Genomic DNA, 15,880 nt, shown 5'->3' with positions numbered 1-15,880 from the left:
CTGACGCGAACCAAGATCCACTCATTGCCCCTTGGCCCGTACCTTGACTGCCCGCTGAGCTGCGGATTTACGGTCCCGGCGCCAGACATGCGCCGGGCCAGGCTCCCGGTAATGCCCCAGGTCACCTGGCCCTACGTCTTCCAGAGGCCCACGCCCCCTGACGTCGCCTTCACTACCGCGCGCAGTCCACCGGCCGAAAGCGCAACACCCCCGGCCTGGCCTTGCCCGGGGATGCTCCTGAGACCGGAGTGCAGGGCGCTGACCTGCGAAAAGGAACATCCGTGGAACCCATGAGACCGCCCTACGCACGCGCGCGGGGCCACCGCCAGGCGGCCGAACCTGCTGTCACGTCTGGGCTGCCAGACGTAGCGGACGTCCAGCTCGCGCTCCTCGTTGCGCAGCCCGTCCGTTCGCTCGACCGCGATGAAACCGTGCCGTTCATAGAACCGCTGCGCCGATTTGTTGACCTGGAACGTCCACAGCGCCAGCCCGTCTGGCGGGTGCTGCTTGGTCAGGGACATGAACCGATCGCCCAGCCCCCGTCCGCGCCACGGGGGATCGAGGTAGAGCTGCTTCAGCTCCCTGCCGTTGAGGACCAAGACCCCCACCACCCTGTTCTCGGCGACCGCCACCCAGGTCTCGTATTGCGGCATCAGCATGCGACTGAACCAGTTCCGGATCTCGGCGTCGTCGTGCGCACGGCGCACGGACGGCAGCACGGCGTCGAAGGAACGCAGCCACACGTCGGCCGCGGGGAGTGCGTCGACATCGTCGGCGCGGCGGAGAATAGCTCGTCACTGTTCACAGCGCGAGACCTCCGTGGTCTTTCAGGGGGCGATGACGTCTTGCCGGGCGCCGCGCGACATGGGGGCCGCCCGGCTTGAAACAGATCGACGAGGCCTTCCAGCGGGGGCAGGCCCGGCACGGCGCCCGCACGCTGGTCTCCTTCTAGGCGGCGAAACCCTGCTGCACCTCGTCCAGGTGACCCGTCCACCAGTCGAGGAACCGGGAGGCCGAGAGGAACAGGTGGTCACAGGAGTGATCACCGCGGTCGTAGTGGAACTCCAGGTGCCAGTAATCGCACATCCGCTTCCACCACAGCCGGTGCACCGCATCGGCGAGCTCGCCGCCACCGACCTCCACCACCGACCGGTACCCGCGAACGAAGGACGCCAGCAGACCCAGGTCCAGGTCACCCTCCTCCCGGCCGAACAGGAGGGTGACCGACCGGACCACCTCCTCACCCAACGGCCGCACACGAATCCGGTCCCAGTCCAACACCGCCCGCACCGCGCCATCGAGCCACAGGACGTTGAGGTGCTGGAAGTCCCCATGGGTCCAGCCATGGCGACCGGCCGGGACATCACTGGCTGGCCGCTGCCCGGCGTACTTGCCCAGCAGGACCTTCCGCTGCTCCAGGAACTCCGTCACATACCCCGCAAAGGCCGATGAATCATCCGAGGCGAGCGCCAGGAGGCGGTCGGCCTCCACCACGGCCTGCTCAGCCCGCGGGACGGAGACGGCCATCGTCTCCGGCGCGTACGGCAACACGGCCGGGACCAGTCCGGCCAGCTCCACGTGGACGCGGCCGAGCTCGCACCCCAGAGCACGCGCCTGCTCCACGGTCAGATCAACACCGCGGATGTGGGCACCGTCCACCCACGGGAACAACGCATAGCTGCGGCTGCCGATCTGGGCGAGCAAGTCGCCCTCCGCAGTCCGCACAGCAGAGCAGACCGGAACCCCCCGCGCCCCGAGCTCAGACACCACGCCCAGGTTCCGGCGAGCAAGCGATGGCGTGACGTCGCCGATGCACTTCAGCACGAACTCGCCGCAGTCCGTGCGCAGACGCCAGTTCCGGTTCATCAGCCCGTCAGCCAGGTACTGCACCGCGCGGACCTCGCCCAGCCTGTACACCTCTTGCACCTGACGCAGGTCCGCTTCCGTCAAGACCGACCCGGCGCATCCTGCATGCTCGACCACCCACGCAGAGTAGAGGCAAGAAGAACCCCCCATGAGGCCGTTTCAAGGCACCTCGCCCCACCCGGCTACCCATCACGTCGATGGCGAGGAGTCGGGTGCGTATCTGCGCCGGCACCAGTAGCGCCCGGCCCTTGTTTCCTCGAGCCGGAAACGGGGGGCCTTGAACGCGTCGCTACCGGTGCCCGCGCCCTCGTCCATGGGATGGCTCGTTTACCAGCTGCTTGTGACCACAGCTGCCGCTGTTGGCTGGTGTTGCCATCTACCCGTGGGGCCGGGGGCCTCGGCTGGCTGGCGGAGCTGGTCGGTGCTGAAGACGCGGTCATTCGGGCGCTGGGCACGCGTCGACCCTCCCGTGGGGAGCCGGGCGGGTCGGCGCGTGGTCCTGCCTGGGGCGCTGAGCGGGACCGGCGGGCAGAGAGCCTCCGTTGGGGGATCGGGAAGATCACTGCCTCTGCGCAGCAGCATGGCACTGGATTCAGCCACACGGTAGGGGTGTGGCTGGAATTGTTCGCCGAGGTGGAGTCCGTCCTCCGGCCTTCGCCATCACAGTGATGCTCGGTCCCTGCCGAACTCTGGCATAGCTGCCGCTGACAACGGGCACCCCGACCCCTGGGCGGTCCTCTGCTGCATGAAGGATCCCGGGGTTGGGGAACATCGGTACAGCCATTAACGCTAAGCACGTGATCACGCTCTGAGCTCGGGTTCCGGTTTGGTGAAGTTGCCCCCCCGGCTGTGGTTGGCGGCGTACGGTCAGCCGCCATGCCAGTGGAGTTCGGGTGTGAGTAGTTGCGGTACAGAAAGTGCCGCTGAGATTGATCTTGGTGATGCTGGGGCTACTTCCGGGGGGCTTCGAGCTGGCGGGGTACGGCGCCCGTGCGGAAGTGGTCCACCACCCTGTCCAGATCCAGATCCCGCCCCACCGCTCGACCTCTTCCGTCACCCCGTGATCGGCATTCGGGGCTGGACGGTGTATGCGCCGCCGTACGGCGGGCGCGGGTACCGGTGAAGTGCTCCAGCGGGGCGGGCCGGCCTGGTAGAAGCGCGGCCGGGAAACCCGCCCGACGCCGGGCAGGGGCCGTCACTCTCCCTTACCAGCGCCCGCGGCGTACGGCGTGCGGCTCAATAGAGTCGGGACTGGCGCGGTGGCCTGCAAAGGCTCCGTTTCCAGCCCTCGACCCTACTTATCCCAGCACCCGCCCAAGGAAGCCGCGCAGGTAACCCGCGGCGACGTCCAGGTGGCTCTCCAGCAGGAAGTGGCCGCCGTTGATCAGGTGCACCTCCGCGTCCTTGGCGTCGCGGGCGAAGGCCCGCGCGCCCGCCGGGCCGAAGATTTCGTCGTTGCGGCCCCACACGGCGAGCACCGGGACCTTGCTGGTGCGCAGGAATTCGTGCAGCAGCGGGTAGAGCGGGCGGTTGTTCTGGTAGTCGCGGAACAGCGCCAGCTGGACCTCGTCGTTGCCCTCGCGGGAGACGAGGGCGAAGTCGTGCTCCCAGGTGTCCGGGCTGACCAGGCTCGGATCGGGCACGCCGTGCACGTACTGCCAGCGGATGGCGTCGACGCTCAGCGCGGCGCGGACGGCGGGTTCGGTGTCGGGACCGGGGTTCGCCCCGTAGGCCCAGACGTCGGTCCAGAACGACTCGACGAAACCGTCCTCGTAGCCGTTGCCGTTCTGGGTGACGAGGGCGGAGATCCGTTCGGGGTGCTGGAGCGCGAGGCGCCACCCGATGGGGGCGCCGTAGTCCTGCACGTAGAGGGCGTAGCGGTCCAGGCCCAGTTGGTCGAGCAGTCCGGAGGTTAGTTCGGCGAGGGCGTCGAAGGTGTAGGTGAACTCTCCCACGAGGGGGGCGTCGGAGTGGCCGAAGCCGAGGTGGTCCGGCGCGATGACGTGGTAGTCGTCGGCCAGCAGCGGGATGAGCTCGCGGAACATGAACGAGCTGGTCGGGTAGCCGTGCAACAGGACGATCGCGGGGGCGTCGGCGGAGCCGGCTTCACGGTAGAAGATCTCATGGCCGTCGACAGTGGCAGTCCGGTGGCGCACCGAGCTCATTTCTAACCCCTTCAAGTCTTTTATCTGGTTAGCTCCTCGCCATGCAAGCACGGGTGAGCTAACCTGTCAAATGACTTGATCCGGTTAGAGGGGAGTGGCACCCGATGGACACGCTGCTGGACCTGCTCAACAGCAGGCCACTGGTCAACGGCGAGGAACAGGACGCGCTCGGCGACCCGGCCGGAGGCAGACACTGGGCGCGGGAGCACGGCGGCGAAGGCAGCCGTGCAGAACTGACGCTGCTGCGCGAGACGCGGGACATCCTGCGGGACATAGTGCGCGGAGAACGCTCGCCCGCCGCGTTGAGCCCGCTACTCGAAGGGGTCCACCAGATCCCGGAGATCACTTCGGATGGCCTTCAGTGGACGGTCAAGACTCCGCCGCACGCCCGGCTGGGCGTCGAGGTGGTTCTCGCCTGGGCCGCCACCGAGAAGCGCATGCCCGGCCGGCTACGCCCCTGCGCCAACGACGAGTGCCAGTTGTTCTTGCTCGACCGCAGCCGCGCCAACCGTGCCCGCTGGTGCTCGATGGCCGTCTGCGGCAACCGCGAAAAAGCACGCCGCCACTACGAACGCACCCGCTGACGCGTCCCACGCGCGCCGTACGCGGATGCCCCGCCTGGCCATCTCTCGGACATCCTGGCCCCGGTGACCACCGCTGTGGAGACAACCGCCGAGATCCCCTCCGCGGAGCTGCTCCCCCTGCGGAAGCTCCTGGACGCCCTCGCGCCGCTGCCGTGAACGGCTCGACCACCGTCCGGATACGTGACTTCGCTCTCCCCGTGGCCCTCACGGTGGTGGATGACGCCAAGGAGGACTAGCTAGTCCCACTCCGCGCATCACCTGGGAAAACGTGCTTCGGCTCGCCCGCCGCATTGTGGGCGAATACCCCCCGAGAAGTGTCACCCTTCGACAGGTCCAGTACCGCTGTGCAACGGCCGGAGCGATCCCCAACACCACCTCCGCCTACAAGCGACTGTCCTCACTGATCGCCCAGGCACGCCGGACCGGCACCTTCCCGGACCTGATCGACTCCACCCGCGAAGTGCACCGCCCACAGGCCTTCGCCGACGTCGGCGACATGCTGCGCCGCATGCCGGACTTCTTCGGCCTCGACCCCAGGCGCGGGCAGCGGGGTGACCTCGGTGCCCACGTTGCCGCCCACGCGCAGCGTGGGTATCGGGGTTGGGGAACATCGGTACAGCCATTGACGCAGGGGGAGGCGGAGCCTTCCGACTCCGACGACCAGCCCGACCGCAGCGGTGGCCAGCAAGACGATGAGGGAGACGGCCTTGTCTCCTGGGGTACGGCAGGTCTACGGATGCATATCGCGGGGCCCGGCCGGGCGATGGTCAAGGAACTGGAACAGCTGGCCCAGTTCGTCGAAGGCCGCTGGCGACGCGCCATGCACAGCGGCGATCACACCGGCGATAGCAAAGCGAGCTAACCAGGCAGAGACCTCACTGCTGGACGACGACACTGTTCTCCGGGGTGCGCGGAGATCTAGTAAAGGCCGCGGGCCCGTAGGGTCCGCGCCGTGCCCGAGACGAGCGCGCGGACGGTCGGGGCGAGAGCACCCTCCGGGGTGGCGGCAGGTCATGCCCCGGGCGGGCGACCGCTATCCGGTTCCCTGACGCAGCGCAAGCGATGGTGGGGGCTTGGCCGATGACGGCCGGCCGTGCCCCACCATGTTGCCCGGAAGGCAGTAGGGCCGTCCGGTAATCCTTCAGCAGGACGGAACCTCGGAACTCCCTGGCCCTACGGCTCTCTGAACCACGACACATCTTTATATAACAGCCGCACCCACCACCCTCTAACCCGCACGCGCGCGCCCCTCGCCCCGCACTTTCGGGCACCACCGCAACCGCGGCGAGTAGGGTGGCTGAGGTAGGGCTGTTATCTAAAGATTCAGGGTGGTGTCTATGGCTGCCGTACCCGGCCTCGAAGAACTCTCACGCTGGCTTAACCGCGGCTACGGACGACCCCTGCGCGACGGCACCGCCCGCGCCCTCCAAGGGACAACACCAGACCACTACGGCGACGACATCGCCGACTGGCTCCACTGGATTCACCGTGCCGGCATCAACCCCTGGCAGGCCGACCACACCCACGCCCAGGACTGGCTCGACCACCGTGGCGGCGCCCTACGCTCCCGCGCCCGCTACTTCAACGCCCTGCACACCTTCTACATCTGGGCCGTCACCGAGCACCTCTGCCGACACAACCCCTTCGACGAACGCCTCCGCCCCGACCTCCGCGACGAACCCGGCCTCCCCGTCATCGCCGCCACCCACATGACCGCCCTCATGCAAGCCGCCGACGGCCTCTACGCCCCCGTCACCCCCCGCAACAGAGCCCTCATCTACGCCATGCTCGCCGGCCTCCGCCCCGGCGCCATCATCCGCCTCGACACAGGCGACCTCCGCCCCCACGGCACCGACACCACCGCCAAAATCTGGCAGAAAGGCGGCGGCACCCGCGTAATGGTCCTCCCCCCGCTACTCGTCCTCGCCATCGACGCCTACCTCCCCCACCGCCTCGGCCCCACCCCCGGCCCCCTGATCACCACCCGCACCGGCAAACGCCTCGACAGCAACGTCACCCCCCGCACCGTCCTCCGCACCATCGCCGCCCAACACCCCCTCCTCGCCGACTTCGCCCCCACCCTCACCCCCGACGCCATCGCCACCAGCGCCCGCAACCACAGCACCTCCCCCACCGGCACCATCACCGCCCCGTAGCACCACACGCCCGTACGACGGGCTTGAGCGGCCCCGGCCGGGCGCATTTGCGTAAGGCTCAGAGCGTCGTGCCGTCGGGGAGTTCCTTCTTCGCGTTGACCACGGCCCGCTTGATGACCACGGTCTCGTAGGTGACGGCGCCGGGGTCGAGGCCCCGATACGGCTTGACCAGCACGTCGCGCTGGCCGAGGTACTCATAGGTGTTCCTGTCGAAGATCCACTCCTGGCGGCTGTTGAGGCTGGTGTGAGCAATTGCGACACCGGTGCGGCCGGTCGCGTCGACGGTCTTGTCCACGAGCGTGACGCCCGGGATCTTGGCAGCCGCCTTGAACAATGCGGCGCTGATCTGCGGCGTCGCGATCTGCTCCTCCAACAGCTGGCCGATCTCCCCGAACGCCGTCCAGTCGGCCTGCGCATCGCCCATCCTGCCCGACCCGTAGAGGCGCTTGAGCAGGACGTCGGGGTCGGTGGGGAGCATCTTGACGCTGTTGTAGGAGCCCCGGTCGGTGACTTCACGGGCAGGGTCGAGGTCGAGGTCCTCGCCCTCCTTGTCCATGAACTTATGGCCGGGCTCGTAGATGAAACTCTTGAGGCCGTCGGGCGAGTGCCAGACCTGGCGCGAGTGCAGCGGATTAACCACGAGCTTCTCCTTGCCGCCTGCCCTGTCGACCCACCCGCCCGTCACCTTGCTCTCCACGTAGATGTACTGGTCCTGCCGGGGCTCCAGAACCGGCTGCCGTGCCGCCGCGAGCGAGATGCGGTCGACGGTCGCCGACAGCCCTTTGGTGGTGCCGGGTTCCAGCTTCGTGCCGGCCTTCGGCGGGCGGGTGTCCGTACCCGAGGTACCCGAGCCCTCCGGGGCGACGATCACGGCGCCCGCCATCACGGCCGCGGCGGCTGGAAGCGCGACCCAGGCCGTGCGGCGCGCACGGGAGCGCGGCGCGCACGGGGCAGTCCGTTGCGCCTCGGCCCACAGGGCCTCTTCAAGCAGGGCCTGCCGGGCCTCCGGCAGGGCGGTCTCGGCCTGCCGCGGGAGCAGGAGGTCGAAGTCGCCGAGGTCGAGCGGCGCTTGGGGCCGCCGGAAGATACGCATCATCGGTTCCACTTCTCGTACGGCCGGTTCAGGTTCAGGCGCAGGTGGAGGTGCTCGGGCCGCCGGGCAGCCGTCTCGTCCGCGTGCTGCCGGAGCTCGTGTTCGGCGAGCTTGCGCAGGCGCTCCCGGGCCCGGAACAGCCGCGACCGTACGGTGCCGACGGCCACGCCCAGGGCCTCGGCCGCTTCCGCATAGCTCAGGCCGGACCAGACGCAGAGGGTGACGACCTCGCGCTCCGACCGGCGCAGCTTCCCCAGGGCGTTCTTCGCGGCGGTCAGCTGTTCGGCGTCCGCCATCCTGCCCACCACTTCACCCGCGATGTCCGGCACGGCTTCCTTGGCGGGCATGCGGGCCAGGGCCTTCTCATGGCGGCGTGCGGCACGGTTGGTGTTGCGCTGGACGTTTACCGCGATGCCCATCAGCCAGGCCTTCGCACCGTTCGGCTCCTCGGGAAGCTTGGCGCGGAGGCGCCAGGCCTCCAGGAACGTGAGCGAAACAACGTCCTCGGCGGTGGACCAGTCACCGGTGGCGCGGAGGGCATAGCGATGGACGATCTGGGCGTGCAAGCGGAAGAGATGGCGGAAGGAATCCGGGTCGCCGTCCCTGATGCGGGTGTGTATTGACATCACGTCTTGATATGTCCGGTGGGAGGCACGGGTTCCCATGATGTGGGTCACACGACCGGACGATCTCCCCACCCTTTTCCCGGCCACTCCTTCGCAGAACCGGAGCGCCGCCACCGCCCCGAGGTACGGCGGGGCGTGACGTGTCAGAGGGCCGGCACGCCGAGGGCCAGGCCGATGTTGATGGCCCCCGCATTCAGGCGTGTCCGACCGGTTGGGTGAGCAGAATTGACGACGTCGGACAATCCTTAGTGGTCGAACGTCTCGAAGGTGACGACTGCGGTGTCCCTGCTTTCCCAGCGGACGTCCACCCTCACCTCGTCGGCCTGAAGGCTGCCCGGCGGCCTGAGGATGCTGAGGGCGAGCCCTTCCTTCCGTTCCACCACACTGTCGGATCCCACCCCGCCCGGCTGATTCCGCTCTCCTGAGAGCGAATCGAGCCAGGGGCGGGCATCAGCGCGCGGTATACGGAAGGTGCCCGACTGGGTGTGGCCCGCAAGGCCGCCGCTGAGCTCGGTGCACCGTTGGTCGCTCGCATGGTCGGGAAGCGCCCAGCCCATGGCGTACATGGCCTCCGAGCAGGCCATCGAGCGTTCTTGAAAACCTTCGTCAACGGTGTCCTTGACCCCGGTGAAGGCGTACGTCAGGCCACCCAAGGCTGCAGTCGCGGCTAAGGCGATGAGCCACAGTGCCTTGCGGCGCTTCGGGCGAGGGGCGGGAACTGGGATCTCCGTGGCTGTAGACATGGAGAAAGTATGACTAGGTAGCGTCTGATGGCTCTTTGCGCGCGTAGGCCCTTGGCCGTCCGCAGCAGAGCAGGAGCGGCCCGCAAGGTGGAACGGGAAGGGGCTGCTGGTCGCTGAGCTCGTCGAGGCGGTCGATGTCAGCGGGTCGTACGAACTGCGCCGGGCGTTCGTCGACGTCGCGGATGAACAGGTCCTCCCTGCGGGCGGGGTCCTCGGCCTCCCGGGCGGTGGTCACGGGCGCCTCACGCGCGGGCGGTGAGGCTGACCTGAAGGCGAGCGGCGGGCCCGTCCGGGTGAGCACTCTGCAGAGCACCCGACATGGGTGTCACGCTGCGTCGCGACCGAGTACAGCGTCAACTCGGATTGCTCGTGCAGGAGTTGGGGCTAGCCTTGGTGTAGCCCCGGCCCCTTCAGCGGTAGGCTTCGAAGTCCTGCCGGTGATGGGATGGGACGCGTGGACACACCAATCCGCCACCCACTCGCATACGCCCGGATCACGCGCGGCTGGTCACAGGCTGACCTCGCCCGCCTGATCCGGAAGGCAGCCGAGCGCCGGGGGCTGCGGTCGGGAGCCATCCCCCAGCGGGTATCGAAATGGGAGTCCGGACGTGTCATCCCCGACGACGAATCCCAGGACCTCCTCGCCGACGTCTTCGGCATCGACCCCGGCACCGTACGTGCCCTCGGCTGGCCGAACTGGCTCCCCGGCATGGACGGACCGCTGCCTCTCGGCCCCTACAGCAACGTGACCGCTCTTCGAGAGGCCCTGCGAACCACCATGGATCTCTACCGCCGCACCTTCACCGCCTACAGCGGCGCAGCCCTCGCCGGACTCGCCCTGCAATGGGCCACCGACGAACCGCACGCCGTCGCAACCGCCCTGCGCGGCCGCCGCGTGGACAGCGACTTCGTGACCATGCTGGAGGACACCAGCAAGCGCCTGACCCTGGCCACGGAGCAGCGCCAGCACGCCCACCGCCTCCTCGACGCCCACCTGCACACCGTCACGGACCTGATCGCCGACAGCCGCCACACCACCGGCATCGGCGTCCGGCTCAACACCCTCGCCACGAACCTGTCCCAGACCCTCGGCTGGTACCGCTTCGACCAGGGCGACCACGCAGGGGCCGGGAAGCTGTGGCACGGCGCGCTGCACAGCGCTCACGCCACCGGCGACCGCGACCTGGGCGCCGGAGTCCTTGCCGACTTCGCCTACCAGTCGCTCTGGCTGAACAAGCCCCGGGCCGCCGTCGAAGTCCTCGAGTACGCCATCCGGCGCGCCGACCACCCCATGGCCCGCTCAGTGCTCTACCTCCGGCTCGGCCGCGCCCACGCTGCCCTCGGCGAAGAGCTCTCCTGCAGCCGGGCCCTGGCCGCCGCCGAGCACCAGCTCGGCGCCCGGTCCGCCGACCCAGCCCCCACCTGGTGCGTGTGGATGTCCGCCTCGGACCTCGCCGTCGATTCCGGCCGGTGCCTCCTCGACCTCGGCCACCGCCGCCACGCCCACCAGCTCATCCAGGACGGCACCGAGGTCCTGCCGGTCGCCCGGACAAAGACGAAGGCGGTGTTCCTCGCGTACGAGGCCGACGCGTACCTCCGCGACGACGAGTACGACCACGCGGCGGCCACCGCCACGCAGGCGCTTGCGATGGCGAACCGCATCGGCGCCCCGCGCTGCGTCGAGCTGGTCCACGGCCTTCTCCCGGCGTTCGCCGGGCACGACTCGGCCGAAGGGGTCGGCGAACTCCTGCAGCTGGCCCGCGCCAGCTGACCGCGGCGAACCCCGCATCACGGCGCCGGCGGAGGGGACGGACGCAGACTCCTAGTTCCTTGTGAACGATCCCAGTGAGGCGCACGTGCCCCGTGGGGGTTGCTCGAGTGCTGAGGACCGTGATGCAAGTTGGCGGTGGCCAGCGAGGCCCCAGGCTCTCCGGCATCCCGGCCTGGGCATGCATGAGCGGCATGATCGGCGTGTACGCGAACCGGCCCACCCCCATCGCGACAGCCAGGGCCGCAGCACGGTCGGCTGCGGGGGGCGGCCCGGGCCGCGGTGCGGGCGTGGGCGGACTTCACAAGCACCTGTTTCATGATCACGCACTTTCGTGGTCTTCTCCGGGAAAAGGGGCTTGCGCAGCGACGCTGGGCCGCTGGCGCGGAGGGTGGACATGCCGGTTACGCTGCATCCATGTCCATCAGGCATAGTGCGAGGCGACGGTGACCGCGCCCGGCGCAGCGAGCGCGTCCGGTATCGAGTTGAGGCACCTGCGGGCGTTCGCCGCGGTGGCCCGGTGCCGCTCGTTCACCCGGGCCGCCGAGGAATTGCTGATCACGCAGCCGGCCCTGAGTCGCACCGTCGCCCAGCTGGAGGCGGGGCTCGGGGTACGGCTGTTGGAACGCTCGTCGCGCGGCGTCGCCCTTACCGATACCGGCGCCGGGTTCCTCGTCCACGCGGAGCGGACCCTGGCCGCCTTTGAGTCGGCTTTGGCCGCCGCTCGTCAGGAGTCGACGCTGAGGCTCGGTTTCAGCTGGCTGCTGCCCGACCCCTGGGCCCAGCGTGCCATCGCCCGCTTCGAGCGCGAGACCGGTGCGCGGGTCGAGTTGGTGCGCTGTGACGATCCGCTCGACGACCTCGACCGTCAGGGTGTAGATGTGGCATTGGTGCGCGGCGACAGGCTGGTCGGGGACGCCGTGCGCACGGTGCACCTGTACGACGAGCACCGCGTCGCCGTCCGCGCCTGGGAGGAAGCCGAGGGTGGCGGGCGGGCCGCCTCACGCGGCCATCACCCTGAGGCCGTCGGCGACGCTGTGCGCTGGCAGGACGCCCGTGAGTGGACCCTGGTCGTCAACACCGCCAGCGGCACCACCGGCTCCTGGTGCTGGCCGCACGGGGACGGCCCCCGTCGGTACGTTCAGACCGCGAATTTCGATGAGTGGCTTGAATCGGTGGCCGCGGGACGCGGCCTCGGTATCGTCCCCGACGTCGCCGAACGCCGTATCCACCACCCCGCGCTGCGCTTCCTGCCGCTGACCGGCGCACCGCCCAGCCCGGTCCGCCTCGCCTACCGCCCGGAGGCCAGAACCGGCTCCGCGCTGCTGCGCCGCTTCCTCGACGCGGCCCTCGAAGCGGCCGCGACCTGCACCTATGCAGGTGAGGCATAGCCGCAACCGGAGCGGCATTTCCGCATGCCCCTGCCAACTCCTACGGTTGGCTGCAGGGGGACGGGCCTGCCGGGACCGCCCGGGGCACCCACCGTCCTCCCTCCCTCACCTGCCCAAGGAGCTGCAGCAGCATGGCCTCGTCCTCCCCTCTTCCCCGCCACGATGGCCAGGCCTTGGTCGTCGGCGGCCCCACCACCGTCCTCGACCTTGGCGGGCTCCGCATCGTCTCCGACCCGACCTTCGACGCCCCGGGCCCGCACGGCTACCTGACCAAGACCGAGGGCCCGGCCGTCGCCGAGGACCGGCTCGCCGACGTCGACCTGGTCCTGGTCAGCCACGACAATCACGCCGACAACCTCGACGACCGCGGCCGCGCCTTCGCGCTGGCCGCCCCGCTGCTGCTCACCACCACCGGCGCCGCCGGCCGGCTCGGCGGCCCCGCGAAGGGCTTGGGCGCCTGGGACACCCACACGCTCACTCGCCCGGACGGCGGCGAACTGACCATCACCGCCGTGCCGGCCGTCCACGGCCCCCAGGACGGTGAACGCGACGCGGACGGCGAGGTCAACTGCCAGGTCGTCGGCTTCGTCCTCGCCGGAGACGGACTGCCCACCGTCTACGTCAGCGGCGACAACGCCTCCCTGCGCACCGTCACCGAGATCGCCCGCCGCACCGGCCCCATCGACGCGACCGTCCTGCACGCCGGCGCCGCCCGCGTCCCCGGCAAGTTCCGTCAGCGCCCGGTCAGCCTCGACAGCGCCCGCGCCGCCGCGGCCGCCGCCATCCTTGGAGCCCCCGTCAACATCCCCGCGCACTACACCGGCTGGGCCCACTTCACCGAAGGCCGCGATGCCCTCGAGCACGCCTTCGACGACGCCGGCCTCACCACCATCCTGTACATCGCCGACCACGGCACCTGGCTCCCTCTGAAGCCCTGACCACCGCTGATCCGAAGGAGCCCAGAACGGCTCGGCATCCTCCGCAATGCTCGCCGGGCTCGAAGGCGTACCACGACGCCTCCGCCCACACCTTCACCGACCGGACCTCGCCGCCTTCTACACCCGCTGCGGCTACACCGCCCACGCCCCCGGCGAGACCTTTCCCCTGGACCGCATCGCCCTCCCGTTCCGGCTCGGCGCAGGCGATGACCGGTGCGTCTTCACCCGCTGGCGCCCCGCCGCTGACCGACCACCAGAAGGTGGAGGATCCCGGCGAACACTTCGCGCCGGGATCCTCCACTTTCAAGATCAATCTCACAACGACCTCTCAACAAGGGCAGGCCTACCTCGAGCGCCGGCCCCCGAGGTCGAGTGGCCCTGCCGCGTCGGCAGCGGCGCAGCCTCGGGCACGGCGCACAGCCCACGTAGAACCGTCTGAGTACCTCCGCCTGTCCACCGTGAGCACCGGTACGGATCTACCGGCTCTCACAGGGTCGTGGAGTGGCGGCATGACTCATCACCAGCCTTCCTCTCCGGCTCGGCCGGGAGGCGCGATCAACGGCATCCGTTCTGGGCCGGAGGCCGGGCAAGCGCCGGCGTACGTGTTGACCAGCCGGCGCCTGGCCATCATCGGCCTCATCCTCTTCATGCCCGTCTTCCTGCTCCAGAGCGTGGTGATGGCGGGCATGCAGATGGCAACGGGCTCTTGCTATTACGACCGATGCTCCGGGCCTCTGACGGAAGCGATTGGCTGGTGTTGGCCGGTGATGTGGGCCGCAGGTGGAACGGGCCTCGTCGCCGCGCTGGCGCCCAACCGCTTCGCCACAGCGCGCTGCGCAATGACTTGTCTCCAGTACGCGCTGATGGTCGCCCCTTTCATCCTCCTGGCCAACGCACGCCCCGGACCCTGACGCGGCCCATCCAGGGCATCAGCCGTGCGGTGTCTCGTGGAAGGTGTGGCTTCGTTCACTTCGACTAGAGCAGCGTTTGTCCACCGGTTTGGGAGGCGGTCAGGAGACCGCGTGGCGCGAACATCGACGGAGCTGCCAACTACACGCAGCCGACGCACCGAAGCAACACACGCGTCCGTTTCAACATCACGACCGTAGAGTGGGAAATCAGGTGAACCTTGCCTATTTTGGTTTGTCCAGTGGCTATGTCGGTGACGATCCGGTGACGGCGCTTGCTGGCCCTCAAGGACACTCCCTGGTGCGATTTCCTGTACACGCCCTGGGCTCTGGTACGAGTGGCGGCTGCACTCATGCTGGTCGGCGGCCTGATCGCACTGAGTGATGGTTTGCCACAGGGCCACCTCGGTGCTCGTCAGCACCAGTACTGCTCAAAGCAGCAGACCCGGCCGGTCCCGCTCCCCGGGCAGATGAATACGGGCACGTCAACCCGTCTCACCAGCTATCGCGGCCCGCCTGTAGCGCTCAGTCCATCCGGTCAGTCTCTCCAAAATGACTATTTATGAGAACTGCCGTCCCACTGGTAGCGGAACTGGCGGCCGGTTTCGGCGACAACTTCCGCCTGCTGGGGGTCGCAGCGCCAGGCTGATGGCGATCTACTGCGGACGATGTCCGTCTCGCATGCCCTTCTCCAGGATGCCGGGACCGGTATCCCGGAGAAGGGTGAGGGGCGGGGGCAGACGGTTGGGCGGTCGGTCAGGCGGTCTTGGTGAACGTGTGGAGATGTTCGCGGAGGAAGGTGTGCAGTGTCCTGGCGGGGCGGCCGAGGATGGTCTCGATGGTGTCGTTGGGAGATTCCGGGCGTGCGATGGCCAGTTGCTGGATCTCTACCACGTGGCTGGCGAGCCAGGGCGGCATATGTGCGGTGGACAGGAGGTGGCTGTGGAACTCGCTCGGCGGCAGGTCGATGTAGCGAACGGGGCGGCAGGTCAGCTCGCCGAGTAGACGGGCGAGCTCGGGGTGGCTGAAGGCCCGCGGGCCGGTCAGGGTGTAGGTGGCGCCGGCAAGGCTGGGGCGCAGGAGGGTCTCGGCGGCGACGTCGGCGATGTCTCGGACGTCGATGTAGTTACAGGGTGCCTCGCGCATGGCCCCGATGAGTACGCCCTCGGCGATCGCTGGGGCATTCAGGAGCAGCTTTTGCATGAATGCGTAGGGCCGGAGCAGCGTAGCCGTCATTTCGGTTTTCGCCAGGTGTTCCTCGACCCGCCAGTGGCTGCGCGAGATGGCCACCGGTGAGGCGGGCTCGGCTGCTGGCGCGGAGAGTTTGACCACGTGCCGTACCCCGCAGTGGGCTGCGGCGTCTATCACGTTGGTCTCAAGCTCGGCTTGACGCGGGCTGTTGGCCATGGCGAGGAACAGTTGCGTGGATCCCTCGAACGCGTCGCGGAGCATCTGAGGGTCTGCGGCGTCCGCACCGACGATCTCCACTGGCGTGTTTGTGCCGATGCCGGCGCGCAGATTGTCGGGCGTACGGCTGACGGCGCGGCAGGGGACTTCGAGTTCGATGAGCCGCCGGAGCAGGGCGCTGCCGGTGGCGCCGGTGGCGCCGATGATGGTGATCACAGTGTGCCTTTTGTGGGTG

The 15,880-nt window shown here is 68.9% G+C and carries 14 protein-coding genes; 7 read left to right on the top strand and 7 right to left on the bottom strand.

The features are described from left to right. Window positions 1–131: 131 nt before the first annotated feature. The 3 genes from AB4K12_RS27920 to AB4K12_RS27910 form a co-directional block, all read right to left on the bottom strand. Complete coding sequence (locus tag AB4K12_RS27920) at window positions 132–743, bottom strand: GNAT family N-acetyltransferase (RefSeq protein ID WP_368437194.1); 612 nt, start codon at window positions 741–743, stop codon at window positions 132–134. Window positions 744–948: 205 nt separating this feature from the next. Beyond that, on the bottom strand, window positions 949–1,983 hold the full coding sequence (locus AB4K12_RS27915; RefSeq protein WP_368437192.1) for a phosphotransferase: 1,035 nt from the start codon (window positions 1,981–1,983) through the stop codon (window positions 949–951). A gap of 1,181 nt (window positions 1,984–3,164) precedes the next feature. Next, on the bottom strand, window positions 3,165–4,031 hold the full coding sequence (locus AB4K12_RS27910) for an alpha/beta fold hydrolase (protein WP_368437191.1): 867 nt from the start codon (window positions 4,029–4,031) through the stop codon (window positions 3,165–3,167). Between the two features lie 104 nt (window positions 4,032–4,135). Between AB4K12_RS27910 and AB4K12_RS27905 the strand changes: the two genes are divergently transcribed. The 3 genes from AB4K12_RS27905 to AB4K12_RS27895 all read left to right on the top strand — a co-directional run bounded on the left by AB4K12_RS27905 (window position 4,136) and on the right by AB4K12_RS27895 (window position 6,771). Then, a complete protein-coding gene (locus tag AB4K12_RS27905) occupies window positions 4,136–4,615 on the top strand; it encodes a CGNR zinc finger domain-containing protein (protein ID WP_368437189.1) in 480 nt (159 codons plus the stop codon). Between the two features lie 268 nt (window positions 4,616–4,883). Next, window positions 4,884–5,477: a hypothetical protein gene (locus AB4K12_RS27900; protein WP_368437187.1), complete on the top strand. Its 594-nt coding sequence runs from the start codon at window positions 4,884–4,886 to the stop codon at window positions 5,475–5,477. A 475-nt stretch (window positions 5,478–5,952) separates the two neighbouring features. Beyond that, a complete protein-coding gene (locus AB4K12_RS27895; RefSeq protein ID WP_368437185.1) occupies window positions 5,953–6,771 on the top strand; it encodes a tyrosine-type recombinase/integrase in 819 nt (272 codons plus the stop codon). A 58-nt stretch (window positions 6,772–6,829) separates the two neighbouring features. Here the strand turns inward: AB4K12_RS27895 and AB4K12_RS27890 are convergent, their stop codons facing one another. From AB4K12_RS27890 to AB4K12_RS27880, 3 genes are all read right to left on the bottom strand, one after another. Next, window positions 6,830–7,867 (bottom strand): CU044_5270 family protein, encoded by a 1,038-nt coding sequence (locus tag AB4K12_RS27890; protein ID WP_368437183.1) that lies wholly within the window; start codon window positions 7,865–7,867, stop codon window positions 6,830–6,832. Next, window positions 7,864–8,490: an RNA polymerase sigma factor gene (locus AB4K12_RS27885; RefSeq protein ID WP_368437181.1), complete on the bottom strand. Its 627-nt coding sequence runs from the start codon at window positions 8,488–8,490 to the stop codon at window positions 7,864–7,866. The genes AB4K12_RS27890 and AB4K12_RS27885 overlap by 4 nt, the downstream gene beginning before the upstream one ends. Before the next feature lie 245 nt (window positions 8,491–8,735). Then, window positions 8,736–9,233 carry a hypothetical protein gene (locus tag AB4K12_RS27880; protein WP_368437179.1) on the bottom strand — a complete coding sequence of 166 codons (498 nt, stop codon included), beginning with the start codon at window positions 9,231–9,233 and terminating at the stop codon, window positions 8,736–8,738. Between the two features lie 454 nt (window positions 9,234–9,687). Here AB4K12_RS27880 and AB4K12_RS27875 point away from each other — a divergent pair, with 454 nt between their 5' ends. The 4 genes from AB4K12_RS27875 (at window position 9,688) to AB4K12_RS27860 (ending at window position 14,241) form a co-directional block, all read left to right on the top strand. Next, window positions 9,688–11,004, top strand: a complete 1,317-nt coding sequence (locus AB4K12_RS27875; RefSeq protein WP_368437178.1) for a helix-turn-helix transcriptional regulator — start codon at window positions 9,688–9,690, stop codon at window positions 11,002–11,004. 443 nt (window positions 11,005–11,447) lie between these two features. Further along, window positions 11,448–12,392, top strand: a complete 945-nt coding sequence (locus AB4K12_RS27870) for a LysR family transcriptional regulator (protein WP_368437177.1) — start codon at window positions 11,448–11,450, stop codon at window positions 12,390–12,392. Between the two features lie 131 nt (window positions 12,393–12,523). Then, window positions 12,524–13,330, top strand: a complete 807-nt coding sequence (locus AB4K12_RS27865) for an MBL fold metallo-hydrolase (protein ID WP_368437176.1) — start codon at window positions 12,524–12,526, stop codon at window positions 13,328–13,330. A 509-nt stretch (window positions 13,331–13,839) separates the two neighbouring features. Further along, complete coding sequence (locus AB4K12_RS27860) at window positions 13,840–14,241, top strand: hypothetical protein (RefSeq protein WP_368437175.1); 402 nt, start codon at window positions 13,840–13,842, stop codon at window positions 14,239–14,241. Window positions 14,242–14,994: 753 nt separating this feature from the next. Here AB4K12_RS27860 and AB4K12_RS27855 read toward each other — a convergent pair. After that, complete coding sequence (locus tag AB4K12_RS27855) at window positions 14,995–15,861, bottom strand: NmrA family NAD(P)-binding protein (RefSeq protein ID WP_368437173.1); 867 nt, start codon at window positions 15,859–15,861, stop codon at window positions 14,995–14,997. Window positions 15,862–15,880 lie beyond the last annotated feature (19 nt).

The sequence above is a fragment of the Streptomyces sp. C36 genome (assembly GCF_040932295.1).
Classification (GTDB): domain Bacteria; phylum Actinomycetota; class Actinomycetes; order Streptomycetales; family Streptomycetaceae; genus Streptomyces; species Streptomyces triculaminicus.
Note: the sequence above shows the minus strand (reverse complement) of the source record. Positions and strands in the feature narration are given on the sequence as shown.